Raw genomic sequence first — 24,488 nt, forward strand, 5'->3', positions numbered from 1 at the left:
TTTTCCAGTCCTCGCTTTCCCGCCAAAAAAGAAACCTAGCCGAATCGGCCAGGCCAATCAAATGATCACCGTTGTTTCTGCCAATAATCAACCAATCCCATCGCGCACACTTGCAAATCAAGCTCGATCGCCGCATGCGCTGACGATGAAGATGGAACGCCATGATCGTCAAGAAACGCCATGATCTCGTTACGCAACCGATGCGCTGCCATTTTCACCTGCTCGGAAACCGGCGCTTCCGGATGACGGTCGACCGCTTCTTTTCCCGCCGCCACGAACTTCGGCAGCCAAACGCGAAGCTGGCGGAAAGCTTCCTGCGGGTCATCCAGCATGCCAAAATGGCCAAAATAAATGCGTTCCGGCCTCAGCTCCTCCAGCCTTGCCGCCGACTGCTCCATGGCCTCGGGATCAAATTGGTTCGGAGATGTGGAAGGCAGGCAAAACGTAAGCCCCGCTTCTTGCAGCTGCGGATAAAAAACGCCGATCGTATCACCGGTGAACACGCCGCCGCTGTATGAATCATAAATCGAAAAATGATGGTTGGCATGCCCCGGCGTATCATAAAAGGTGAGCGTCCGCTCCGCACTCAACTCCAACGTTTCCCCGTCCTCTTTCACGATCAATCGTTCTTCTGGCACCGGAAGAATCGGATCAAAGAGCGACTCAAACTGTGCGCCGTACACCGCCTTCGCTCCAGCGATGAGGCGCGATGGATCGGCCAAATGCCGCTTCCCTTTCGGATGGACGACAACCACCGCATTCGGGCAATGCTGAAGAAGCAGCCCCACACCGCCCGCATGATCCAAATGAATATGGGTAACGATGATATAGCGGATCTCACTCGGGTCAATATGAAGCGCTTTCAATCCAGCAAGTAAATGCGGCGTCGACGGGCTTGGCCCTGTTTCCACGATCGCCAAGTTCTCTTCGTGCAGCACGTATGTACCGGTGCGGTGCGGCATGCGCAAATCATACAAATCGATGAGTGAAATGCGGCGGCCTAGGTCAATCGGTTGTGCCATGTTCCCTCTCCCCCTTTGGTTGATGATGCAGAATATTTTAACATAGAAACTGGATTCCCGCTACAGGGGCTGATAAAAAAGCAGCTCCTGCCCAGAGGGCAAGAGCCGCCTTCTCGTTTCCACTGTCGGCAACGGGGCAACAACTGCTCCGCGCACTATTTTTGAGGGCAGGCGCTGTCGACCATTGCCCTCCGCAGCACGAACAAGCTCCCTCTCCCTAATGCTCGACCCGCTCACATCCAACGCTGCCGCCAACGGAAAGACACCTTCGTTTGTCAAGCACCCCAATGCTTACGACGCCAACTCCCTGCTAGTCGCCTTTCCTTTCCGCCCGTTTCGGATCGCCAGCCATACCGCCGCCGCCCAGCCAATCACGATGAGGCCATAAACGGTCGGATACACCAGCGCCGGCGCCTCCCAGGCGTGCAGAAGCGTGCGGACATTCGTCAAAATAATGAGCCCGCCGACCAACACCCCAAGCAAATGGGACGGCAGTTTGCGCACAAGCCAAGCAGCGATCGGCGCAGCGACGATCCCGCCAGCCATGAGCGTCAGCACCCAGTACCAGTTCACTTGCTCCCAACCAAGCGAAATGACGAATCCTAGCGTTGCCGAGAGCGCAACAGCAAATTCGGACGTATCGACTGTGCCGACCACCTTGCGCGCTTCCATGCTTTTATTGGCCAACAACACCGGCGTCGCGATCGGCCCCCATCCCCCGCCGCCGGTCGCATCAAGGAAGCCAGCCGCCAATCCGAGAGGGACGAGCTGCTTATTGGACCACTGTTTTCCGGGCGAAGACGGCGCGCGGCCGTTCAATACCAAAAATCGATAAATAATGTAAAAGCCAAGCACCAATAAAAACAATGAAACGTACGGTTTGATCAAATCTCCCGGCAAGTTGCTTAAAAAGCATGCCCCGACAAACGCGCCGACCGACCCGGGAATAATGAGCCTGCCGACCATGCCGCGGTCGACGTTGCCGAACTTCCAATGAGACGCGCCAGACGCCGCCGTCGTCACCACTTCCGCCAAATGAACAGACGCCGAGGCGACGGCTGGAGCGATGCCGAACGTCAATAACAACGTCGACGAGGTGACGCCGTACGCCATCCCAAGCGAGCCGTCAATCAGCTGGGCGATAAATCCTACAAACACAAAAACGATCAGTTTTTTCATTGGTTTCCCTCCGTTTGCAATAGTTGAGCGTGTTACTTATAATTTAAATCTCATTATTCATAGATGTCAACTATGAATTTAAAAAAATAAAAAAATGCAGTCATTTTTTCCTCCCCGCGCGCAAGACGACGTTGCGAACGCCGACGGCTTGGCGGCCGACGGACGGAAGGCGCCGCACGGCCGTCCATCAAGACAAACAGCCGCCTGCAGAAAAAAGGCGCCCCGAATATGGCGACGGGACACCTTTTGGATGGTGGCTTTCGATCAGAACTTCCCTTGATACCGCTCGACTTCCCAAGCGTGAACCGCCGTGCGGTAGCTGTTCCATTCGTCTTTTTTCATCGCCACGTATTCGTGGAATACGTGCTCACCGAGCGTCGCGCGGCCGATTTCTCCGCTTTCGAACGCAGCGATGGCCTCGCCCAAGTTTTCCGGCAAGTTGTCAATGCCAAGCTCCGCACGGCGTTCTTCCGACATATGGAAGATGTCTTCATCAATCGGCGCCGGAGCGGTTAAACCTTTTTCGACACCGTCAAGGCCAGCAGCAGCGATGATGGCATACGCCAAATACGGATTGGCCGACGGATCCGGGCAACGGAGCTCAACGCGCGTCGCGACGCCGCGTTTCGCCGGAATGCGGATGAGCGCCGAACGGTTGGAAGCGGACCAAGCGATGTAGCAAGGCGCTTCATACCCTGGCACAAGCCGTTTGTACGAGTTGACAAGCGGGTTCGTTACTGCAGCGAAATGTTTTACGTTTTTCAGCAAGCCCGCGATGAATTGGTACGCTGTTTCTGACAACTGGTTCGCATCATTCGGGTCAAAGAACGCATTTTCCCCATCTTTGAAAAGGGAAATGTTGACATGCATGCCTGAACCGTTGATGCCAAACACCGGTTTTGGCATAAACGTTGCGTGGAGGCCAAACTTGCTGGCGATCGTTTTGACGACCCATTTGTACGTCGTCGCATTGTCAGCCGCGCCGAGCGCATCGGCGTATTTGAAGTTGATCTCATGCTGGCCTTCCGCCACTTCATGGTGCGACGCTTCAATCGTAAAGCCCATCGCTTTTAAGGCGCGGTAAATTTCAAGGCGGACACGTTCGCCCAAATCTTTCGGAGACGGTTCGAAATAGCCGCCGCTATCGTGAAGCTCGAGCGTCGGATTGCCGCTTTCATCGGCTTTGAACAGGAAAAACTCCAACTCCGGCCCGACCGAAATCGTATATCCTTTTTCTGCCGCCCGCTCAATCGTTTTTTTCAGCACATTGCGCGGGTCGCCTTCAAACAGCGTGCCGTCCGGGTTGATCACCGAGCAAAGGAAACGGGCTTCTGCATAGCCTTCCTCCACCGTCCACGGCAAAACAGCAAACGTATTCAAATCCGGCAACAAGTACAAGTCAGAACGGTTGATCGGCGAAAAACCTTTGATCGACGAGCCGTCAAACATGATTTTCCCTTCGACCACATCGTCAAGCTGTTCAGCCGTCACGGTCACATGCTTTAAAATCCCTTCAATGTCGACAAACTGCAAATGAAGAAGCTCAACGTTTTTTTCCTTGATCGTCTCTTTGATTTGCTCCAACAACTCCGTTTGTGTAGAGGAAACGAACGATTTTGACATGTCACATTACCTCACATTCGAACGTTTATTTTCCTAACATGCTTTTATTATAGAAAAAGAGAGCTTGTTTGGCAACCCCCTTTTTATCAATTTTTCTGTATTTTTATAATGAATTTTTTTGCAAACGATTTCAAACAAGGTGAATATTTATACAAAAAAAGCCAGCCAAGGAGACAATCGTCTTCTCGACTGACTTTTTCTATCCGCTATGGATGTTACATTTTCTCCTTACGCCGCCGCCACGAGCCGGACGAAATGACAGGCAGGCCCGCGGCTTTTTTTGGCAAATACACGTAAACGTACCCTTCAATCGGCTGGCAGACGTCGCGGACCCATACCCGCTCATATTCGTTATCATCTCGTCCTTCGGCGTAGTCTTCAAGCTCATCCATCGCTTTGAGTCCTTCCTCCGTCACCGTCAGCCATTCCCCTTCCACTTCCCCTTCTTCTCCAAGCACAAGCGCAGGGTACGGGCCGACGCTGTACAAACGGCCGTTCACCTTCCCTGGGCATACGGCGCGAACATAAGGAGCTACAACACAATGATTGTCCTCGCCGGTCAGCAACGTTCCATACACAAACACTCGATATCGTCTTTCCGCCATCTCACTTTTCTCCTTTTTTACATAACATATATTATGAAAACTCGAAGAAGAAACAAAAACAATGGAAGCCCTGCCTCTCATCCATCCTTGCCGCTCCGTGGCGGCGCCAGTGTGAATTTGTCAAGCGGACAGCGGACAACGAAAAAGCCGCGCCAGCTCCATGAGCGGCAACGGCACGGCTTGCGATGATCCCGCAGCAAACGAATGGCGCTTTCTTCATCATATCTGTTCGACAACGAGAAGTCAAGCAACAGTTTACGCGGATGGCTTCCATTTAATGCTGCAGCCGATGCTCGGCTTTTGCTTTTCCGGCACCGGACGCCCCGCCAACAAAGCGTCCAGCGCGGCACGGATCGATTCCCCCGTCACCGGAATGCCATTGTTCGGCCGCGAATCATCAAGCTGGCCGCGGTAGACGCATTTCAGCTCACGGTCGAAAATATAAAAATCCGGGGTGCAGGCGGCGTCGTACGCCTTCGCCACTTCTTGCGTCTCGTCATACAAGTATGGGAACGGGTAGCCAAGCTCGTCCGCCACTTTTTTCATGTTTTCAGGCGAATCTTCCGGATATTGTTCAACATCGTTCGAATTGATGGCGACAAACGACACCCCTTTGGGCATATAATCGTTTGCTAGGCGGACAAGCTCGTGCTGCACATGCTTTACAAACGGGCAATGATTGCAAATGAACATAATGACAGTCGCGACGTCCGATTTCACATCTTCAAGACGAACAATGCTGCCATCAATGACATTTGTGAGGGCAAACGGCGGCGCCTGTTTGCCAAGCGGAAACATATTCGATTCGACAGCTGGCATACCTAACACCCTTTCCTTCCATTTTTTCTCTTTTATTATACCAAACGAGAGAGGGACGTCACAAATAAGCCGCCCAAACCGACCGAGCGGCAGCGGCATATGATGCCACATAGACAAACAGAAAGGAGGCTTTGCCCATTGATTTACATGAACAAACAGATGACCCCGCGCGTGTACAGTGCAGCTCCGCCTCTCTCCTCTCATTCGGTGTTTTATTATCGGCGCGCAAAAACGGAACAGATGCTTGAGCAGCAAACCCAACTGCTTGAACAGTTGGCCGACGCGCTCCTTCGGCTTGAGCAGGTGACGGAAGAAAACCGAAAACAACAGGCCGACGATCGCGGGAAAATGGCCGATGCCCTAATCCGCCTCGAGCGTTCACTTGCCGCCGGGCAAACGGAACAAGCCGAACATAGCCGGCGTCTCGTCGAAGCGCTGGACAGCCTCAAAGGAATGATGGCGTCAAGCCAAATCGAACAAGTTGAATGGTACCGCGAACTAACTGAAACTGTTTCACGCCTGATCGATGCCTCTAGAACTGAGCAAAACCAGCAGGCAGAGCAAAGCAAGCAATGGGCGAAAGCGTTCGCCCGACTCGAGCAATTGCTCACGGCCAGACAACGAGAGCAAGCAGAGCTCGCCGAAACGCTGGCACGCCTTGAACGATCGGTCAACGCCCACGAGCAGATAGACCTCGAACAGCGGCGCGCATGGGAGGAGCAGTTCGCCAAAGAAGAAGCAGCGCGCCAAGCCGTCATCGAAGCGTTGACGGTGCAAAGCGAAGCGACGCGTCGGCTTGAACAGCAAGCAGCCGAACGCGAACAACGGGTGGAAGGAATGTCCGCCCGCCTCGAAGGGCAAGAAAAGCTGTATCAAAAAATCTTGGAACAACTGGAGCTGCAACATGTCTTCCATCAGACGGTCATCGAGCGGCTTGAAGCGCAAGAGGCAGCCCAATACAAAGTGACCCGCCAGCTCGACAGCTTAAAAGAAGCGCTGTATGAACGATGCTCCTTTATCGTTGACAGCGTCAAACAACTGTTTTCCTCGTTCTTTTCCGGACGGGGGCGAAGCCAAAAAGTCGACCGCGAAGCCGCAGAACCCAAAGACCTGATCCACTTGTAGACGGCTTTCATTGTCTTTCGGCGTCTACCGCCATCCGCCGGCTGAAACGGCGGACTGTTTTTTGTTGGCAGCCGTTGGAGAGCAAAAGCAAATCAATGGACAACCAGAAATGAAACCCCCCATAATAAGAACTAACCATTTTGATCCGCAAGGAAAAGAAAGGAGAAATGATCATGCCGCTAAAGCTCAGCGTTCTTGATCAATCACCAATCGCCGAAGGCATGACCGCGGAAGAAGCCCTCCAAAACACCGTCCGTCTTGCCCAGTTTGTCGAAGAGCTCGGCTACAAGCGTTTTTGGGTGTCCGAACATCACGAGGCGAACAGCCTCGCTGGCTCGTCTCCAGAAGTGCTGCTTGGACACATCGGGGCGAAAACGTCGCGCATTCGCATCGGCTCAGGCGGAGTGATGTTGCCGCACTACAGCGCCTATAAAGTGGCCGAAAATTTCCGCGTGTTGGCTGTTCTGAACCCTGGCCGCGTCGATCTCGGCATTGGCCGCGCGCCTGGCGGCATGCCGCGGGCGACGATGGCGCTCCAAGACGGCCGGCCGCGTTCCGTTGACCGTTATCCCGAACAAATCGATGACTTGCTTGGGTATTTGCACGATGCGCTTCCACCTGTCCACCCGCTTTATGGCGTCAAGGCAACGCCGATTGTGCAATCGCCACCGGACGTGTGGCTGCTCGGCTCCAGTTCGGAAACAGCGAAGCTGGCGGCGGAAAAAGGATTGCCGTACGCCTTTGCGCAATTTATCTTAATTAGGCGAGAAGACTCCCACTTCAACGAAGCGAAGCGGAGTAAGTGGGAGATGAATCGCCTTAACTATATTTTACTGAAAATAGTATAGATTCAGTAAAATATAGTATCATATAGTTAGATGGGAGGTGAAAAAATGTATTTTTGTATCAAACAACAGCTAAATGGTTTGACCAAAGAAGAATACTTGACTCTTAGAGAACTGTGCCATATTGCCAAGAACATGTACAACGTCGGATTGTACAATGTCAGACAATACTATTTTGAACACAAGGAATTTCTTAATTATGAGAAAAACTATCATCTTGCAAAAACTAACGAAAACTATAAGCTGTTAAACAGTAACATGGCACAGCAAATTTTAAAAAAGGTCAATGAAGCCTTTAAATCTTTCTTTGGTTTGATCAGTCTTGCCAAACAAGGAAAATATGACTACAAAGCTATCAGTATTCCAAAATATCTTAAAAAAGATGGCTTTCATTCACTGATCATTGGCCAGATTCGTATAGACGGCAACAAATTCACGATACCGTATTCTCGCCTATTTAAAAAGACTCACAAGCCTATCACGATAACGATTCCGCCTGTGTTACTGGACAAAAAGATTAAGCAGATTGAAATCATTCCTAAGCATCACGCCAGGTTCTTTGAGATTCAGTACAAATATGAAATGCCTGAAGATCAAAGAGAATTAAATGACCAAAAAGCACTGGCAATTGATTTAGGATTAAACAATTTTGCCACTTGTGTCACATCAGACGGCAGATCATTCATCATTGATGGGCGGAGATTAAAAAGTATAAATCAATGGTTTAACAAAGAAAATGCCAGACTTCAAAGCATTAAAGATAAGCAAAAAATCAAAGGCACGACTCGTAAACAGGCGTTGCTTGCTATGAATCGCAATAATAAAGTGAATGATTATATCAACAAGACTTGCCGTTACATCATTAACTACTGTATTGAAAATCAAATTGGCAAACTTGTCATTGGCTATGCTGAAACATTGCAACGCAATATTAATCTAGGAAAAAAGACAAATCAAAACTTTGTCAATATTCCTCTCGGTAACATAAAAGAAAAACTAGAATATCTTTGTGAATTTTACGGCATTGAATTCTTTAAACAGGAAGAATCATATACGTCTCAAGCCAGCTTTTTTGACGGCGATGAGATTCCTGAATATAATGCCGACAATCCAAAAGAATATAAGTTCAGCGGCAAACGTATTAAGCGCGGCTTGTATCGAACAAAGTCTGGCAAACTAATTAATGCTGATGTCAATGGCGCATTAAACATCTTAAAGAAAAGTAAAGCTGTAGACCTGAGTGTCTTATGCTCTAGCGGCGAAGTGGACACGCCTCAAAGAATAAGGATTGCTTGAAGCAGTCAAACTTCTTTGGAAGCCTCCACTTCAAATTTTCGCTAGAAAATTAAGTGGGGGTAGTTCACTAACGGCGAAGGCGGCCAAGAGTACATGCGGCTGTATCGCGACCGGTTTACCCCATCACCGCATTTGAACGAGCCGCGTACACTCGTGGCTGTATTTGCGATTTGCGCCGAAACGGATGAAAAAGCGGAATGGATCGCGGGAAGCCTTGACTTGACGCTCCTCATGATCGAACATGGGATGGCTGTCAACGGTACGCCAAGTCCGGAAAAAGCAGCCGCCTACCCATACAGCCCGTATGAACGCAAACGTATCGCAGACAATCGGAAGCGAATGATCGTCGGCAGTCCGGCGCGCGTCAAAGACGAGCTGCACCGGCTGAGTGAAGCGTATGAAACCGAAGAAATCATGCTCGTGACGATTACATACGACTTCGAGGATAAACTCGCGAGTTTCCGGCTCATCGCCGAGGCCGTCTGGGGGTGAACACGATGCGGATTCTTTCCATTAATGTTGGAAAGCCGAAAACGATCCACATCGCCGGCCAGCGGATCACAACCGGCATTGACAAAACGCCGGTCGCCCATTCCGTTGCGGTCGGCAAACAAAACTTGGCTGGAGATGGACAAGCCGACCTCGTCCATCACGGCGGCGAAGATAAAGCGATTTGCGCCTATCCGTCCGAACATTTCGTCTATTGGGAAGAGCGATACGGCCGTCCGTTTACAGCGGGGGCATTTGGAGAAAACTGGACGCTTCTCGGTTTGACGGAAGACGATGTGTGCCTTGGCGACATTTATGCCGCTGGCACGGCGCTCGTGCAAGTGTCGCAGCCGCGCCAACCTTGCTCCAAATTGGCATTCAAGCATCAGCTGCCCGATTTGCCGAAAGCCGTCTGCCAGACAGGAAAAAGCGGGTTTTACTTTCGCGTTCTCAAAGAGGGCGTCGTCGCTCCAGGCGCGCCGCTCGTTCTCGTCGAACGGGGCGCGGAGGCGTTGTCGATCGCCTATATCAATCACATTTACTATCATGAGCGGGACAATGCGGCCGCCATAAAGCAAATCGCCAGCCATCCGGCCTTATCCGCAAGCTGGCGCGAAGCGTTTCAAAAGCGCCTCTCCGAGCAAACGCATCCTTAAGCCTATGCTGGCAAGACGCACCCGACACAAGCGGGCGTTTCACGCAACAATAGAAAGGCGCCCTGATCGTCGACCCTCGCGACACATGGCTTGGTTCAACGATTGGGGCGCTCGTTTTCAGTTCAGCGGGAGAGCGGCGTCGCCGCGCAGGCGCATTCCTCATCGGGCCTCATGCACACTGCGCAGCCAATAGCGCTGATACAATTGAAAATAAAATCCTCTTGCGGCCAGCAGCTCTTCATGCGTCCCTTGTTCGATCACCTTCCCTTCGTTGAGCACAAGGATGCGGTCCGCATGTTGAATCGTGTTCAACCGATGGGCGATGACCAAGCACGTTCGGCCGTTCATGAGCCGCGCGAGCGCTTCTTGAATGCGCACTTCGGTCACCGTATCGACGTTGCTCGTCGCTTCGTCCAAAATCAAAATGGCCGGGTCGGCGATCATCGCCCGAGCGATGGCCAACAGCTGCCGCTGCCCTTGACTGATCCCGCCGCCTCCTGGAGCCAAAACAGTGTCATATCCGTTCGGTAGCTTCATAATAAAAGAGTGGGCGTTCGCTCGGCGCGCCGCTTTCTCAACTTCTTCATCGGTCGCCCCAAGTCGGCCGTAGCGAATGTTGTCGCGAACCGTTCCAGCGAACAAAAACGGATCTTGAAGCACAAACGCCATATGGCGGCGCAAGCTCGCCCGCTTGATCGTCCGGCTGTCGCGGCCGTCGATCCAAATCTCTCCACGATCCGGGTCGTAAAAGCGGGTCAACAGCTGCAACACGGTCGTTTTGCCCGCTCCGGTCGGACCGACAAGCGCCACCGTCTCCCCCGGGGCGACAGAAAACGTGACGCCATCGAGCGCCGGACGCTGTTTGTCATAGGAAAAGACGACGTGGCGAAACTCGATGCGCCCATCCAGCTTGTCGACGTCCGCCGCTTCCTGTTCATCTTCCTCTTCTTTCGGCAAATCTAAAATTTCCAGCACCCGCTCGGCGCCGGCCAACGCCGACAGCAACGTGTTCCATTGGTTGGCCAAATCGTTGAGCGGGCGGGTAAACTGGCGGGCATACTCCACAAATACGACGATCGTGCCGACCGAAATCGCCCCTTTGGCTGCCATCCATCCGCCGACGCCGGCGATGAGGGCGAAGCTGAAGTTGTTCAAAAAGTTCATCAGCTTCGGAATAAAGCCGGAATACGTCTGCGCCCAAAACCCGGCGCGTTTCAGCTCGGCATTTTTGCGCGCCAATTCCGCCTCCATGCGCTTTTCTTGCGAAAACAGTTTGACGACTTTTTGTCCGGAAATGACTTCCTCGATAAAGCCGTTCATCTCGCCGAGCGCCTGTTGCTGCTCGCGAAAACGCACCCGCGTCCGATTGGTGATCCAACGCATGCCGGCATACATGAGCGGCACGACAACAAGGGCGACGATCGTCAACAAAACGCTTTGCGAAAGCATCACCGCCATCGCTCCAAACAGCGTGAGCGTGCTCGAGATGACTTGTACGACGGTGCTGTTAAACGTCTGGCTCATGTTGTCGATGTCATTGGTAATCCGGCTCATCAGCTCGCCTTGTTGGCGACGGTCAAAAAACGAAATCGGCAGCTCGTGAAAATGGCGAAACAACCGCTCGCGAATCCCACGCACCGTCCGCTGGCCGACATCGATCATCCAATAGTTTTGCAAAAACGTTGCCGCGCCAAGGGCGATATAAATGACCAGAAGCAAAACGAGCGTCGCCATAAACCCGTCCGTCTTCCGCTCCACAATGTACCCATCGACCGCCCGGCCGATGACGTACGGGCCGGCGAGCGCCAGCGCCGAGCTGGCCATCACCATGGCCATGGCTGCAAACAGCTTTCGCTTTTGCGGAACGATGAACACCCAAAGCCGCCGCAAAGTGCCGACGCTGTTTTTTGCCCGCTGCGGACTTGCTCCAAAACGCGCTCCGTGAGGACTATGCCGTAGTGACATCGATCGGTCCCTTCTTTCCTTCCTGCGTCGCGACAATGCGACGATATAACTCGCTTTCCGCCAACAATTGTTCATGGCTTCCTTGCGCCACCAAGCGGCCGTCTTCCAAAAGGAAAATCGTGTCGGCCGCCATCGCCGCGCTCACCTTTTGTGTCACCATCACCGTCGTGCACGCGTATTGCCGCAAAGCCGAAAGCAGTTTCGCTTCCGTCTCCGCATCGAGCGCGCTTGTGCTGTCGTCCAAAAGCAAAATGCGCGGCTCTCCCACAAGCGCGCGGGCGATGGACAAGCGCTGCTTTTGCCCACCTGACAAGTTGACGCCTTTTTGACCGACTTTCGCCCCGTACCCATCCGGAAACCGAGCGATCGTTTCATGAATTTGCGCATCACGAGCCGCCCGCACGATCTCTTCCATCGTCGCGGTCATCTTGCCGAAGCGGAGGTTGTCGGCAACCGTTCCGGAAAATAACAACACTTCCTGCGGAACAAAACGAACATAGGCGCGCAACTGCTCCGCGGCAAACTCGCGCACATCGATGCCATCGATCAACACCCGCCCGGCGCTTGGCTCATACAATCCCGGGATGAGCTGAAGAAGCGTCGATTTGCCCGAGCCAGTCGCTCCTAAAATCGCCACCGTTTCTTGCGGACGAATGACAAACGAAATGTCAGAGAGTGCATCGTGCCTGCTGTCCGGATAGCGGAATGAAACATGCTCAAAGCGAATTTCCCCGCGCCGGATGCTCGGTCCGTCGGCTCGCTCGCTTTCCTTTCGCTCCCCCGCTGCTTCAAGCAATTCAGCTAGGCGCCCGGCGGAAGCGCGCGCCCGTGAGAACGCCATCGTAATAAACGTAAACATCGACAGCGCCGCCGTCGCCCGTGTGGCGTAATTGATGACCGCTACGACCTGCCCGGCGCTCGCCGTTCCCGCCTCGACATGAAGACGGCCGAAAAACAACAGCGCGATGATGGCAGTGTTCATCACCAACAGCAATACTGGGGTGATCGTTTCAACGAGGCGAAGCACGCTCATCGTCCGATCCATGAGCGCATCATTCGCCTCGGTAAACCGCTCCTCTTCATATTCTTTTCTCATCCACGCTTTAATGAGGCGCATGCCGGCCAAGTTTTCACGCATCACCCCATTCACCCGATCGAGCGCCCGCTGGACGGCGGAAAACGAGGCAGCGGCCTTTTGCACCACCCATAATAAAAAGGCGGCGGAAAGCGGAACCGCGACCGCTAAAACCAACGCCAGACGAGCATGAACGACAAACGCCATCACGACGCCGAAGACAACGAGAAGCGGCGCGCGCAAGGCGATGCGCAAACTCATAAACAACATGTTTTGCACTTGCGTCACATCGTTCGTCATCCGGGTAACGAGCGAAGCCGGCGACAGCTGTTCAATGCGTGCAAGCGAAAACGATTGAATGCTGGCAAACAGCGCCGTCCGCAGCCTAAATCCATACTCCTGCCCAACATAAGCGGCGGCAAATGAGTTGGCGATGCCCGAGGCAAACGCCAACAACGATACGCCGAGCATGACGGCGCCCCATGTAAAAATGGCGGCCTCGTCCTGCTTCATGACGCCATCATCAATGATTTTCCCCATCAACAGCGGTTGCCAAAGCTCAATGACGAGCTCAGTCAACATAAACAGCCAGGCCAACGCCATCCATTTCCGGTATGGCCGCAAGTAAACAAGAACCCGCCGCATGTTTGCGACACTCTCCTCTCCGTTGCCACTGCGGCGCCGAGCCGCCCGTCATTGCTTATTTGATTTCATTCTAAACCCGAAAGATTGATTTGACAATGGTTATGCATCGACTGGCGATGCTCCCGGCCAAGACGGACAAAGCCCCCGGGCGAACATCCGTCGCTCGGGGGCTATTGACGGCGATGTGAGAACAACGATCTGTTGTCATGATGGCAGCGCACCGTGCCACATCTACCATTCGCACTGGCGCCAGGCCGAATACAACGCCTCTTGGCTCATATGGTCGAAAGAGCTTGGCGGGGCAAGGGACAACAGCTGTTGTTCGTCGGCCAAGATCGGCAGCAGCCGGTCGAGCTTGGCTATCAACAAAACCTTTTCTATAGCCGCGTTATCCCGGACGACGATGGCCATGGCGCGGCCGGCGCTGACGATTTGCTTAAAAAAGCGGACAAGGAGCGAAAGGCCCGTGCTATCCAAAAATTGGAGGCCGCTCACGTCGACGACGACAAGGCGGCGCTTGACGGCGGCCATCGCCGTCGTCAGCTTTTGTTCCGCCGCAAGCTGCGTATCATAGGCAAGCCGTCCGGTTAGCTTGATGCATTCGTATGCGCGTTCCACAACCGTTTCCAATTCAAACGACAAACGATGCTGTTTCATTGTATCCCCCTATCGTTGACCAGCCATGCCCTGCCCCCGCCACCACCCGCATTCGTTTCGATCATATGGATGCGTCCTTGCACCAAAGCCAGTTATGTTGCGTTTCGGCTCATTTTCATGACCAGCATCCGACGGCCTCCCTTCCGCTCGATCCACGTAACGTCATCCATAATTTCACGGATGAGCAAGAGCCCCCGCCCCGATTCGGCGAGCAATACATCAGAGAGCGTCATTTGATCGAGCTGTTGGATCACTTCCACCGGAACACCGCCGCCCTCGTCCTCAACCGCCACGGCCACATCAGCGCTCGTGACGAAAAAGGAGAGCGAAATCGTCCCCGCCTCCATCCCCGCCCGTTGAACAGCTTTGACAGCATTGACGACCGCTTCATGCACCGCCAACACAAACAATTCCGCATCACGGACAGCAAACAACGAAGCAACCTGCTCCGCAAGGAGATGGCAAACCAAAACCGCTTCCTCGTCCGCCCGGCAGCGCACGATCCATTCACACACTACCAAGCGCCCCGCCTATCCATGAACCGTGATGGACAATAAGCAAATGTCGTCGGAAGGGCTGACGAGCGGCGGACCTTGGCTGATTAAACGCTCGAGGAAGCGTTTATCCGGCAAATGGCGGTACATTTGCGTGCATGAGCGAATTTTTTCAATGCTTTGCAAAATTGACGGGTCAATTTCCTCTAAAATACCGTCCGTATACAAAAGGAGGCGGGCTCGCTTGTCGTAATGAATGACCCCTTTTTCAAACGGCAAGGAAAACGGGCTGCCGATCGCCAAACCGCCTTTGTCCAACTCGTGGACGCTTCCATCGTCAAAAACAAGCAGCCCAGCCGGATGGCCGGCGTTCGTATATTCAATTTTTCGCTCTTTCGTGTCAATCACTAAATAAATCATGGAAAACAGGTGACGGATATCGTTGGTCTCATCCGGAAACAACGTTTGCACATGTTTTTCCAGCTCGCTCGCCACCGAGACCGGGTCGATGACGCGCACGATCAACCCGCGCAAAAGCGAGCGGAGCAGCATGCTCACCAAGGCCGACGAAATGCCGTGGCCCATCACATCGATGACGATTACCCCGTAGCGGTATAAATCGATTTGATAGCACGCGTAAATATCGCCCGACAAATCATCGGATGGAATATAGACGGCATCCATCGTCACCGCCTCGTTTTGAATGAGCGGCGTCAGCAAATTTTGCTGAATTTTTTTGGCCAGCTCGACTTGGCGCCGCCGCTCCGCCTCTTTTTGCTTTTGCTTCGTCTCATCTTCGATAAGGACGATATATCCGTCCCCCTGAAGCACGGGAATGACCGTATAGGCGACATTGGCGGACGTGCCGTCCGGACGCTGAACCATCCCTTCGCCGCATCGCTGCTCTTTGGGAGGAAATGGAAGCCATGTTTGGCCGCCGCAACGAAAGAGCGACCATATCGGGCGGCCGACCGCCTCTTCTTTTCGGCGTCCAAACAGCCGCTCTGCACTAAGCCCCCAATCTTGCACGATTCCGTCCGCCGCCACCGGAACAACCGCAAACGGGGCGGAATCGCAAATGACTTCGAGCCACTCAGACGGCGTCGATCGATTAGCCGAAGGCATAACGGTTTGTTCAACAAAATGCCAAACGAGCCATTCTCCTTCGCTACCTGATAGCCGATAGACGTTCATCCAACTCGTACATGTTTTCCCGCTTTTCGCTACATGGCGCGCTTCTCCTTGCCAGCACCCGTCCCTTTTTACCGCCTCGGCGATGCCATCCAACAACGCAGCCGACCACTCGGCTGAAAACAGAACGCCGACCGGCCGCCCGACTAATTCGTGTTTGGCAAATCCGAGCCATCTTGGCGTCGGCTCGCTGACCGCAACAATCAAAAGTTGATGGTCGGTAATCACCATGCCGCTGCCCAACTGCTCTGCGTCTAGCTGATCGATCGCCTGTACATTCGCCTTCACCATCGTTCAACCCTTTTTCTTTGTAATCAAATCGATAACCCTCAGCTGACACCGGCCTCCCGAAACCAAAACGCGCATCGGCGCCGGGCTGTTTCCACCCCGCCTTCGGGTTGCATGTTCAGCACCATTTTTCGTTCCATTGTTCCCTATAGGAACAAGATGATTGTTGTATTCGAGTTTTTTGACGGTTTTTCCTGCTTGCTGCAGCATAAATCTTCTAGGATATTTTTCTTATTTTGCCGGTTGTCCAAACCGCCGGCGAATCGCAGCGACCGCCAGCAACAGCACCGGAATGATGATTTGCAGCGGGATGTGCAGATAGAACGTGACAATCTTTAATCCTTCATGAATATGTTCCACGTAGTTGCTTGCCATCGCCACCGACCACAATAAGACAAGCGCCCCAAACGGATAAACCAGCCGCTGGTGGTTCGAAAACCCGAATACATGAGCCACCCCCACAACGCCGGCATAAAAAAAGATGGAGACTTTAAAAAACCCCCCGATCACTAAAGCGACCATAAAAAAGACATCAAGCCGCTCTAAAAAGTGAGCGACTTGAATGCGGCGGATCGTATCGAGCAGTGGAAACGATGAGCGTGACACCGCATCAGCTCCCAAGACGGCCGTATTAACGACCATAATGATCGCCAAGTTGATCCCGGTCAACACCATCCCGGCAACGGCGGTCCGCCGCGCTTTTTCCGGACGATTCAAGTATGGAAACAGCATGGTAAACACGATCATTTCACCAAACGGCACGTACAACGTTTCCGTGAACACCGTTTTCCACACCCGTTTCCATCCTTCCTCTAACACCGGTTGGAGCTGGGTGAGATCGACAATTCCAGAAGCGATAACCAAGACGAATCCGACAACCGCCAGTATTTGCAATAGCGTATAAAGCAGTTCGCCGGTGCGCGCCAATACTTCGATGCCTTTATAGGCGCTGTACATGACCGTCATTGCCATAAGGGCATTCAAAACAAACAGCGGCGTTTCCGGGTAAGCAAACGTGAGCAACAATTCGCCAAAGTCACGCAACACACGGGCGGCGATATAGAAAAAATAGGTAATATAGAGAACCGCCAACAACTTGCCGAACGGCTTGCCGACGATCTGCATCACATAGGAAGTTAGCGGCTGATCGGGGTAATAATGAAACAAACGCTCGTAAACCAAAAGCAGCAACAGCCCAAGTGCTAGGCCGAGCAAAATGGCGATCCACACATCTTGCTTGGCACTGACGCCGAGCGGAATGACGATCGCACTCCCATGCTCAAACAGCACGATCAGGACAAACAGCTGGCGCATATTGATTTTACTATGTTCCATCTCGCTCCATCGCCCCTCACTCCACCGTATCCAACGTTTTTTGGGTTGAAAATGCTTATTTGATGTATGGCGTATTTCGCAATCCCGTGCGTCGAATGTAAGCATCCACTTTCACTGTCACCCGAAGATGGGGGAAATAGCGGTCATCCCATTCTTTTTTGATTCTTTTCCACAAGCGGGGATTGGTGCGATGCACCGCCTCGCCAAAACCAAAAACATCCGTTTGTTCATGCTGGGCTGTTTCAATGGCCCGCTTCACTTCCCGTTCAATATCCCGGCTAATCGCCTTTTCCAATTGAAACAATAATCGGTAATCAGCCAAATTGATCGGGACGTACGTCTCACTGATATCTCCTTCCGTTTGAATGTGAACCAAAATCGATGGCCGTCCCTTTTTCCATTGGGGCTTGACCTCCGTTTTCACCCGCACAGTTCGATAGCCAATCGCTTCTTTTTTTCCATTCCAGGGGATCGTGATATTCGTTTGTTTCATTCGATCCAGCACCCAAAGCACGCCTCTTGATGTCGACCCGCTCACCCAGCGAACAAGGCGGTCTTTTTTAAATAACGCCAATCCATCCAAACTAATTCGGACGTTCGGGATCGATGACTGGACGTTCGTTTGCTGTTTGCCGCGCTGGGGATCCCCTTCAATGGTAATACCGGTCATCACCAGATTTCTTCCGGCTCCAGACAAGCTGCGAATCGCCCACCAGACATCGTTGTTGATTGTCTGACCCCAGGACGTCTCAGAAAACTCCAACGTCTTAATAATTTGGTTGGCGGAAATTTTATCAATCGGTGTCAACACGGCTAGCACGTCTTTCGCCGAATGGCCACGGGCAACAACCAGCCGTGAGGTCGTCCGAAACTGGTTGTTCCGTTCCATCGCATCGAATACCCCATTCAGCCCCTCACGCGCTACTTCTTCGCCGATGACCACCAAGTTCGTATGGCCGTAATACAGAATGCGCGACAACTTCTTTGAGGCTTTTCGGCTTGCCTCGACCAACGTGTCTCCGGTGGACGTATACATGGAAACGGGCACGCCGGCCGCCCCGCCGCCACGCTGGGTGGCGCCGGCGACGTTGCCCGGGTTGACGACTTGAAACGAGGCCAAATATCTGCCGTCTTCTGTTTTATCAAGACCAACGGCAATGACAAACGCTAAGTCAGGAAGCTCCTTTTTACTCCAACAGCCAGCCAGCAACACCGCACAGACAACAAAGGACATCAATATGGCGATAGACCGTTTCATGATCCGTCCCCCTTTTCTTGGCGTGTTGGCGCCGGAGGCTGCGGTTTCTGATCCCCCGATTGGCGAATGATATTTTTCTGGTTAATCAGGCGCGGCCGCTCGCGGTACATCCATGTCGGGATTCGAAACAAGGTATCGCCCATATTGGATGGGGTGAACGGAGCGAGCGGCGACATGTATGGCACCCCAAACGAGCGTAAGCTGCATAAATGGAGAATCATAACCAACAACCCCATCATGATGCCGTAAAACCCGAACATCGCCGCTAAAAACATCAACCCGAAGCGGATGAGGCGCGCTGAAATGGCGATGGCAAACGACGGCGTTGCAAAGCTAGCGATCGCCGTGATCGAAACGACGATCACCATCGCCGACGATACAAATCCAGCTTCAACCGCCGCCTGCCCGATGACCAAGGCGCCAACAATCGACACCGCCTGTCCGACTGCACGCGGTAGTCGAATCCCCGCTTCACGCAAAATCTCAAATGTCACTTCCATCATCAACGCCTCGACAAAACCAGGAAACGGCACGGCCTCTCGCTGGGCAGCAATCGCGATGACAAGCTGTGTGGGAATCATTTCTTGGTGAAACGTCGTCGCCGCGATATAAATGGCCGGTGCAACGAGCGAGAGAAAAAAAATCAATACGCGCAAAAAGCGAAGAGCAGTGGCGATATCAAAACGGGCATAATAATCCTCCACCGCTTGGAAAAACTGGATGAACAAAGCCGGTACGATCAGGACAAACGGCGTCCCCTGAATCAAAATCGCAATCCGCCCCTCCAGCAGATTCGCCGCCACCACGTCAGGACGCTCAGTATGATAGATCGTTGGAAACGTCGTAAACGTTTGATCTTCGATTAATTGTTCAATATAACCGGACTCAAGCACGCTGTCCGTATCAATGCGGCGCAGGCGCGCTCTCACTTCTTCGATCACCTCGTCATTGGCAATGCCTTTGATGTACATGATCGCCACATCGGTTTGCGTCATGGTGCCAATTGGCATCGTTTCCAGCCAAAGATTGGGATTTCGAATGCGACGGCGAATCATCGCGGTATTTGTGCGCAGCGACTCCGTAAACCCTTCGCGCGGCCCGCGGACCGCGATTTGCGTTTGCGGCTCCTCGATCGCGCGATATTGGCCGCCTTTGGTGGTGGCGCTGACAGCGGACGGCACCCCGTCCAACAAGATGACGGTTTCTCCGGAAAACAGCTCCAAAAACAGGTGTTCCCAATCGCCGACATGCTTCACCCCACCCACCGCGGTCAACTTTTGTTCGATCCACGGAAACCATTCTTTTTCTGTTAATGACAGTGGAAATGACGCCTCCAGCAGCGGCGTCAGCAAAAACTCGTATACATGTTTTTCGTCAACAAGGCCATCCACAAAGACGATGGCGGCTTTGATGTGCCTCTCTTGGCCAAGCGAAAACCGACGGATGACGACATCGCTGCTTTGTCCCGTCGCTTGGCGGATGATGTCAAGGTTGACGGCCAATTCGGCTGACATCGGCTCTTGCGGGACATCCGCCGCCTCACCGCTACGATCCGGTCCTTCTTGTTTCATCCCGGCGTTGATCTGCTTTTTTTGGCGGCCCATTCCCCATTGAAACAACATGTTTTTCCTCCTCATTCCGCTTCCTTATTCATTATCCCTCATTATTGACACGAAACCGGGTGGACATACTGACTGTGCATCGGTTTTGAATCAATAGCAAAAACTAAAGAAAAACAGCAGGTGGAGCGCCATGAAACTAATTGTTGTTTGGCTGATGTTTGCCTTGCTCGCCATAGGAACGACGGTAAGCATGGATCGGTTGATGGGGATGACCTTGCATCAATCGTTGCATATCGCGCTGAATCCCTTTCGGGTAATGGAAGCACCGGAACTCTTTATTTTATCCTTGTTCATTTTTTTGTTGCTGCTCGATCTATTGAACGTTTGGATGTGGAAACGAAAAAACAAAACGTCTTGACGAACAGGCGTAAAAAAGGGAGGCTGCTCCCCAAACGCACTCGCGCTTTTGGACCAGCCCCGTTTTTTTTTGTTATTTTTGGATTTTCTCCCATAAATGCCGCTCTTCAAGCCATCGCCGCACATGGGGATTGTACTCATCAAGCGAAAGGCTGAACGTGTCGCCATCGCTTTGCAAAAGCTCGATCTCCCCGTTCCACCCGCGTCCACCGAAGAAACTTTCAGCCGGTTTTTTCCACAAGTCTTGTTTCAAAGCGTTAAGAAACGAGTCGATCTCCTTCGGCTCGGCAAGCACAATTTCTGCCCGCCCGGTTTCCACATTTCGAATCGTCACTTGGCGGATCGGCGAATAGCCGCTTGGACGAAGCAACAAATAATATTGCTGCTTATATTCTTTTGAACCCATGATGCGCTGAAAATGCGACATGTACGGTTCAACCGGCACAACGTAGCGGCGGAGGAGGCGCGTGCCGTCTTTTAGCACATAACCGATCACAACCGGCCGTGCGTTGTCAAAGCGGGACGGCGACGGCTGATCGTGGATGAGCTGCTCATGGAATGCTCTTACAGCCTGAATATTTTCTTGACTGCGCAAAAACTGGTCAACCTCTTCAAAGGAGCGTCCTATCATTTCAGGATGTTCAAAATTCATAGTCGATTGGCCAAAATATACTTGTTTGATGTCCGCAAGCGCTGGCACACGCTGTTCGTAACCGAGGGGATCCCAATGAACAAGCAGGCAGATGGCCCCCATCGCTCCCGCAAACGCGATATACCCTTTCCAACGGTGAAAGATGCGCCACGTTTTCGCAATGACCATCTGGGCAATCGCATACCCGATCAAGGAAAAGCTAATATAGCCGAATACCGTCCAGTTCCACTTGCTTTCCACGTTTCCGAAATAGAAACCGCCAACCAGCCAAAAACAAAATGCCACTCCGTACACAAACAGCGGGCGGAGCGCTGGAAAGGCGAGCGCCTGCCCGGCCGCTTCCGTCGGCCGCCGCTCGTACAACCAAATGGACAAACCGAAAAACAGAAGCGACAACAGCAGCAACAGCCCGGCTTCTCCCGCACCCATCGCTTGATCCGTCAGCATCGCATAACGAATCGGGATCACCCACTGATTCAGTTCGCTCGATAAATAGTACATATCGGGGAATCCGTACAATAATAGCGACAAGTTGCTAAACATAAGGACCATGATGCCGGCCGGGAAAAAGAGGGCAATGTTCGTCAAGACGACATGAATGACCGATTGGCCGACGAGCATCCCAACCACAAAGCCAAGAGCAAAAATAACCATTTCCACCACCAGCGTCTCGCCGAACCATCGCCATACATCTGCCGCCCCAATCGGCCACGGAAGATCGAGCCCATACAGACACCCAATGGCAGCCAACGCTGTTACTGCAAGCGGCACAATCAAAAGCATCCAGCCAAATAGCCCTTGCCCTACAAGCAGCTCGGTGCGGCGAATGGGCAAGCTATGGATGAAATCAGCCGACCGTTTCTCGTGCATGTAGCGAAGCACACCGGCCGCCGCCAAGATCGGGACAAGCCAAGCAATCAGCGTCTCGAACCCGTTGGATATATCGTAAACGTCTTTCCATGGCGGCACATTTCCGACTTTTGGATCATATTGCGAATACGAAAGCCCTATCGGCAATACGATCGCCGCCAGCCATAACAGCAAATGAACGATGGCAATCCAGCCGATTTGGCGAACATTTTGCGTCCACATAGCGCGGCTAGCCGATAACCGTTTCGCGGACATCAACAACATCCCCCATTTCATACACAAAAATTTCTTCCAACGACAGAGGCAAGACGTCAAGAATGAGCGGAGCAAACGCACGCACCGTCTCTTCGATGAACCGTTTCTCGCCGCGGGCGACAAGCAGGGCGATGCTGCCGCGCTCTTCGCGATGCACGATGTCAAGGCGTTCCGTTAACTCGCTCGGAAACCCGCCGCGAAATGCGACTTGAATTTTATGCATCCCGGCGCGCAGCTCGTTTACATCGCGCTCCATCCGTACGGTCCCTTGCGCCATCAACCCGACGATATCGCATAAATCTTCGAGCTCACGCAAATTGTGTGACGAAATGACAACCGTCATTTCCCGTTCGGCCACCTCTTCAATGAGCAGCTGCTTCACATGCCGGCGGACAAATACATCAAGCCCATCAAGCGGCTCATCCATAATGAGCACATCCGGCTGGACGGAAAAGGCGAGCCAAAACGCCGCTTGGCGCTGCATGCCTTTGGAAAACTGCTGGATTTTTTGATCAAGATCTAGCGAAAAAGCGGATTGCAATTCTCTAAACCGCTCGCGGCTGAACGACGGATACACGCACTCATAAAACTCTGCCATTTGCCGAATCGTCGCGTGGGGAAAAAAGTAGACAAAGTCGGGCAAAAACAAAAGGCGTTGCTTCACCCGGACATTTTCCCACACCTCTTCCCCGTCCACTGCAATCGTTCCGCGATCTTGGCGGAGAATGCCAGCCATCATCTTTAGCAGCGTCGTTTTCCCGGCGCCGTTCGGTCCGAGCAAGCCATAAATCGCTCCCTTGGGCACCATCACGTTCGCTCCCTTGACGGCGGCCAACCGGTCAAACGTTTTCGTCACGTCCACAAGTTGAATCACGATTCTCCCCCTCTTTCTCCCCTTCTCGAATCCATTGCCATAACTGCTCATTTGTTACCCCTAAAAACCGCGCTTCCTTGATCAAACGGATCAACTGTTCGCGAACGGCAGCGATCGCCTCGATGTTTGGTTCTTTCGAGCGCGGGGCGACGAAGCTTCCTTTCCCTGGAATCGAATAAATCCAGCCATCGCGCTCCAATTCGCGATACGCTTTTTGAATGGTGTTCGGGTTGACCATCAGCTGTTTCGCCATCGTCCGAACCGACGGCAGCTGGTCATGCGGCTGCCATAGTTCGCGAACGATCATTTCTTTCATTTTGTCAATCAGTTGTTCATAAATCGGCTGGCGACTGCGGATATCAAGCTCAAACATCTCCCCTCCTCCTCTCATTGTCACAACCGTACTATAACTAATAGTACATATAAAACAGAAGAAAGGCAAGAGTGTTTTCCAAAATAAAGAAAGAATCCATCCCCGGATTCTTTCTTCCTCTCATTCCGGCGCCGTCGGCCGCCGTGTTGACCGTTGCAGCTCGCTGGGCTGATACGTCTGAACAAACAATCCATCCCCTTCGAGCCACTCGGCGATCAATACGTCTTTCGGCGAGGCAATTCCTTGTCTTTGTAGTTCAGCGGTCAGCCATTGCTCCGTTTTTCCAAGCTCTGCTAATTCATCTGCCAACAGCTGGCCATCCCGGATCAGCGTCACCGGGACATACACCGGGTGGGGCGGCAGACGGAAATCTTCACGCGTCGTTTTTTGATAATGGGCTTTTTTGAGCACACTGATCTCCCCATCGGCTTCTAAAAAACAAAACGCCACTTCGCGGATCGAAAAGGTCTCATGTTTGCGGAGCAAGCTTTGCAGCTGATTGAGCGTCAAGCGGCTTTTTTTCAAAGCCTCATAATCGATGACGCCGTTTCGAATAAGCGCCGTCGGCTTCCCCTCGCTCCATAAGCGGAACGACAACCATTTTTGGCTCGCATACTCGACCAGAAGCAGCATCGCTCCCCAAAGGGTAATCGAATAGATGATGTACCAAAGGTGAATATGGTCGTCATACAGCGCATTGCCGAGCAGCTCGCCAAGGACAATGGCCGAGATAAACGTAAACGGGCTCATTTGGCTGATCAGCTTTTTGCCGGCGATTTTAACGACGGCGAACAATAGAATAAAGCCGGTAACCAATTCGATGGTCAGATGAAGCCACTTCATGCTGCGCCCCCCTTGCATGCCGTTGATGTTCGCCCTTTCTTCCCTGTATTGTGCCCTCTGCCGTCTGAGAAGTTT

At 52.7% G+C, this 24,488-nt stretch carries 21 protein-coding genes and 2 pseudogenes; 6 read left to right on the forward strand and 17 right to left on the reverse strand.

What is annotated here, in order from left to right:
- Positions 1 to 65: 65 nt before the first annotated feature.
- The 5 genes from N685_RS0114955 to N685_RS0114985 form a co-directional block, all read right to left on the reverse strand.
- The gene (locus tag N685_RS0114955) at positions 66 to 1,022 is read right to left on the reverse strand and encodes an MBL fold metallo-hydrolase (RefSeq protein ID WP_031409662.1); all 957 of its coding nucleotides are present in this window, start codon (positions 1,020 to 1,022) and stop codon (positions 66 to 68) included.
- 291 nt (positions 1,023 to 1,313) lie between these two features.
- Complete coding sequence (locus N685_RS0114965) at positions 1,314 to 2,201, reverse strand: sulfite exporter TauE/SafE family protein (RefSeq protein WP_031409667.1); 888 nt, start codon at positions 2,199 to 2,201, stop codon at positions 1,314 to 1,316.
- A gap of 264 nt (positions 2,202 to 2,465) precedes the next feature.
- On the reverse strand, positions 2,466 to 3,824 hold the full coding sequence (glnA, locus tag N685_RS0114975; RefSeq protein ID WP_031409668.1) for a type I glutamate--ammonia ligase: 1,359 nt from the start codon (positions 3,822 to 3,824) through the stop codon (positions 2,466 to 2,468).
- 215 nt (positions 3,825 to 4,039) lie between these two features.
- The gene (locus N685_RS0114980) at positions 4,040 to 4,429 is read right to left on the reverse strand and encodes a gamma-glutamylcyclotransferase family protein (protein ID WP_031409670.1); all 390 of its coding nucleotides are present in this window, start codon (positions 4,427 to 4,429) and stop codon (positions 4,040 to 4,042) included.
- A 255-nt stretch (positions 4,430 to 4,684) separates the two neighbouring features.
- Positions 4,685 to 5,248, reverse strand: a complete 564-nt coding sequence (locus tag N685_RS0114985) for a thioredoxin family protein (protein ID WP_031409671.1) — start codon at positions 5,246 to 5,248, stop codon at positions 4,685 to 4,687.
- 138 nt (positions 5,249 to 5,386) lie between these two features.
- Between N685_RS0114985 and N685_RS0114990 the strand changes: the two genes are divergently transcribed.
- From N685_RS0114990 to N685_RS0115010, 5 genes and pseudogenes are all read left to right on the forward strand, one after another.
- Positions 5,387 to 6,373, forward strand: a complete 987-nt coding sequence (locus N685_RS0114990; RefSeq protein ID WP_031409674.1) for a coiled-coil domain-containing protein — start codon at positions 5,387 to 5,389, stop codon at positions 6,371 to 6,373.
- Between the two features lie 173 nt (positions 6,374 to 6,546).
- Positions 6,547 to 7,128, forward strand: a pseudogene (locus N685_RS0114995) (MsnO8 family LLM class oxidoreductase); the annotation flags it as partial.
- A gap of 138 nt (positions 7,129 to 7,266) precedes the next feature.
- Positions 7,267 to 8,514, forward strand: a complete 1,248-nt coding sequence (locus tag N685_RS0115000; protein WP_031405850.1) for an RNA-guided endonuclease InsQ/TnpB family protein — start codon at positions 7,267 to 7,269, stop codon at positions 8,512 to 8,514.
- A 63-nt stretch (positions 8,515 to 8,577) separates the two neighbouring features.
- Positions 8,578 to 9,006, forward strand: a pseudogene (locus N685_RS0115005) (LLM class flavin-dependent oxidoreductase); the annotation flags it as partial.
- Between the two features lie 5 nt (positions 9,007 to 9,011).
- Positions 9,012 to 9,659 (forward strand): MOSC domain-containing protein, encoded by a 648-nt coding sequence (locus N685_RS0115010; protein ID WP_031409679.1) that lies wholly within the window; start codon positions 9,012 to 9,014, stop codon positions 9,657 to 9,659.
- A gap of 159 nt (positions 9,660 to 9,818) precedes the next feature.
- On the opposite strand, the gene N685_RS0115015 is transcribed toward N685_RS0115010, so the two are convergent.
- The 8 genes from N685_RS0115015 to N685_RS0115055 all read right to left on the reverse strand — a co-directional run bounded on the left by N685_RS0115015 (position 9,819) and on the right by N685_RS0115055 (position 20,189).
- Positions 9,819 to 11,624 carry an ABC transporter ATP-binding protein gene (locus tag N685_RS0115015; RefSeq protein ID WP_031409681.1) on the reverse strand — a complete coding sequence of 602 codons (1,806 nt, stop codon included), beginning with the start codon at positions 11,622 to 11,624 and terminating at the stop codon, positions 9,819 to 9,821.
- Positions 11,608 to 13,344, reverse strand: a complete 1,737-nt coding sequence (locus N685_RS0115020; RefSeq protein WP_031409684.1) for an ABC transporter ATP-binding protein — start codon at positions 13,342 to 13,344, stop codon at positions 11,608 to 11,610. Before N685_RS0115020 ends, N685_RS0115015 begins: the two co-directional genes overlap by 17 nt.
- 231 nt (positions 13,345 to 13,575) lie before the next feature.
- On the reverse strand, positions 13,576 to 14,001 hold the full coding sequence (locus N685_RS0115025) for an STAS domain-containing protein (RefSeq protein ID WP_031409686.1): 426 nt from the start codon (positions 13,999 to 14,001) through the stop codon (positions 13,576 to 13,578).
- A gap of 92 nt (positions 14,002 to 14,093) precedes the next feature.
- Positions 14,094 to 14,516 carry an ATP-binding protein gene (locus N685_RS0115030; RefSeq protein ID WP_031409688.1) on the reverse strand — a complete coding sequence of 141 codons (423 nt, stop codon included), beginning with the start codon at positions 14,514 to 14,516 and terminating at the stop codon, positions 14,094 to 14,096.
- Between the two features lie 15 nt (positions 14,517 to 14,531).
- Positions 14,532 to 15,977, reverse strand: a complete 1,446-nt coding sequence (locus N685_RS0115035; RefSeq protein WP_031409690.1) for a SpoIIE family protein phosphatase — start codon at positions 15,975 to 15,977, stop codon at positions 14,532 to 14,534.
- 228 nt (positions 15,978 to 16,205) lie between these two features.
- Complete coding sequence (locus N685_RS0115045) at positions 16,206 to 17,309, reverse strand: GerAB/ArcD/ProY family transporter (protein ID WP_031409692.1); 1,104 nt, start codon at positions 17,307 to 17,309, stop codon at positions 16,206 to 16,208.
- A gap of 55 nt (positions 17,310 to 17,364) precedes the next feature.
- Positions 17,365 to 18,567 carry a Ger(x)C family spore germination protein gene (locus N685_RS0115050; protein ID WP_031409694.1) on the reverse strand — a complete coding sequence of 401 codons (1,203 nt, stop codon included), beginning with the start codon at positions 18,565 to 18,567 and terminating at the stop codon, positions 17,365 to 17,367.
- Entirely contained in the window at positions 18,564 to 20,189 is a 1,626-nt protein-coding gene (locus tag N685_RS0115055; RefSeq protein ID WP_031409696.1) for a spore germination protein, read from the reverse strand. Before N685_RS0115055 ends, N685_RS0115050 begins: the two co-directional genes overlap by 4 nt.
- Before the next feature lie 130 nt (positions 20,190 to 20,319).
- On the opposite strand from N685_RS0115055, the gene N685_RS0115060 reads away from it, so the two are divergent.
- Complete coding sequence (locus N685_RS0115060; RefSeq protein WP_031409698.1) at positions 20,320 to 20,547, forward strand: hypothetical protein; 228 nt, start codon at positions 20,320 to 20,322, stop codon at positions 20,545 to 20,547.
- A 72-nt stretch (positions 20,548 to 20,619) separates the two neighbouring features.
- Here N685_RS0115060 and N685_RS0115065 read toward each other — a convergent pair whose 3' ends face one another.
- The 4 genes from N685_RS0115065 to N685_RS0115080 all read right to left on the reverse strand — a co-directional run bounded on the left by N685_RS0115065 (position 20,620) and on the right by N685_RS0115080 (position 24,413).
- The gene (locus N685_RS0115065) at positions 20,620 to 22,323 is read right to left on the reverse strand and encodes an ABC transporter permease (protein ID WP_031409701.1); all 1,704 of its coding nucleotides are present in this window, start codon (positions 22,321 to 22,323) and stop codon (positions 20,620 to 20,622) included.
- Positions 22,298 to 23,197 carry an ABC transporter ATP-binding protein gene (locus tag N685_RS0115070; protein ID WP_031409703.1) on the reverse strand — a complete coding sequence of 300 codons (900 nt, stop codon included), beginning with the start codon at positions 23,195 to 23,197 and terminating at the stop codon, positions 22,298 to 22,300. The genes N685_RS0115065 and N685_RS0115070 overlap by 26 nt, the downstream gene beginning before the upstream one ends.
- Entirely contained in the window at positions 23,163 to 23,570 is a 408-nt protein-coding gene (locus tag N685_RS0115075; protein WP_031409705.1) for a GntR family transcriptional regulator, read from the reverse strand. Before N685_RS0115075 ends, N685_RS0115070 begins: the two co-directional genes overlap by 35 nt.
- Before the next feature lie 120 nt (positions 23,571 to 23,690).
- The gene (locus N685_RS0115080) at positions 23,691 to 24,413 is read right to left on the reverse strand and encodes a DUF421 domain-containing protein (RefSeq protein ID WP_033842359.1); all 723 of its coding nucleotides are present in this window, start codon (positions 24,411 to 24,413) and stop codon (positions 23,691 to 23,693) included.
- Positions 24,414 to 24,488 lie beyond the last annotated feature (75 nt).

The organism is Geobacillus vulcani PSS1 (genome assembly GCF_000733845.1).
GTDB classification, from domain to species: domain Bacteria; phylum Bacillota; class Bacilli; order Bacillales; family Anoxybacillaceae; genus Geobacillus; species Geobacillus vulcani.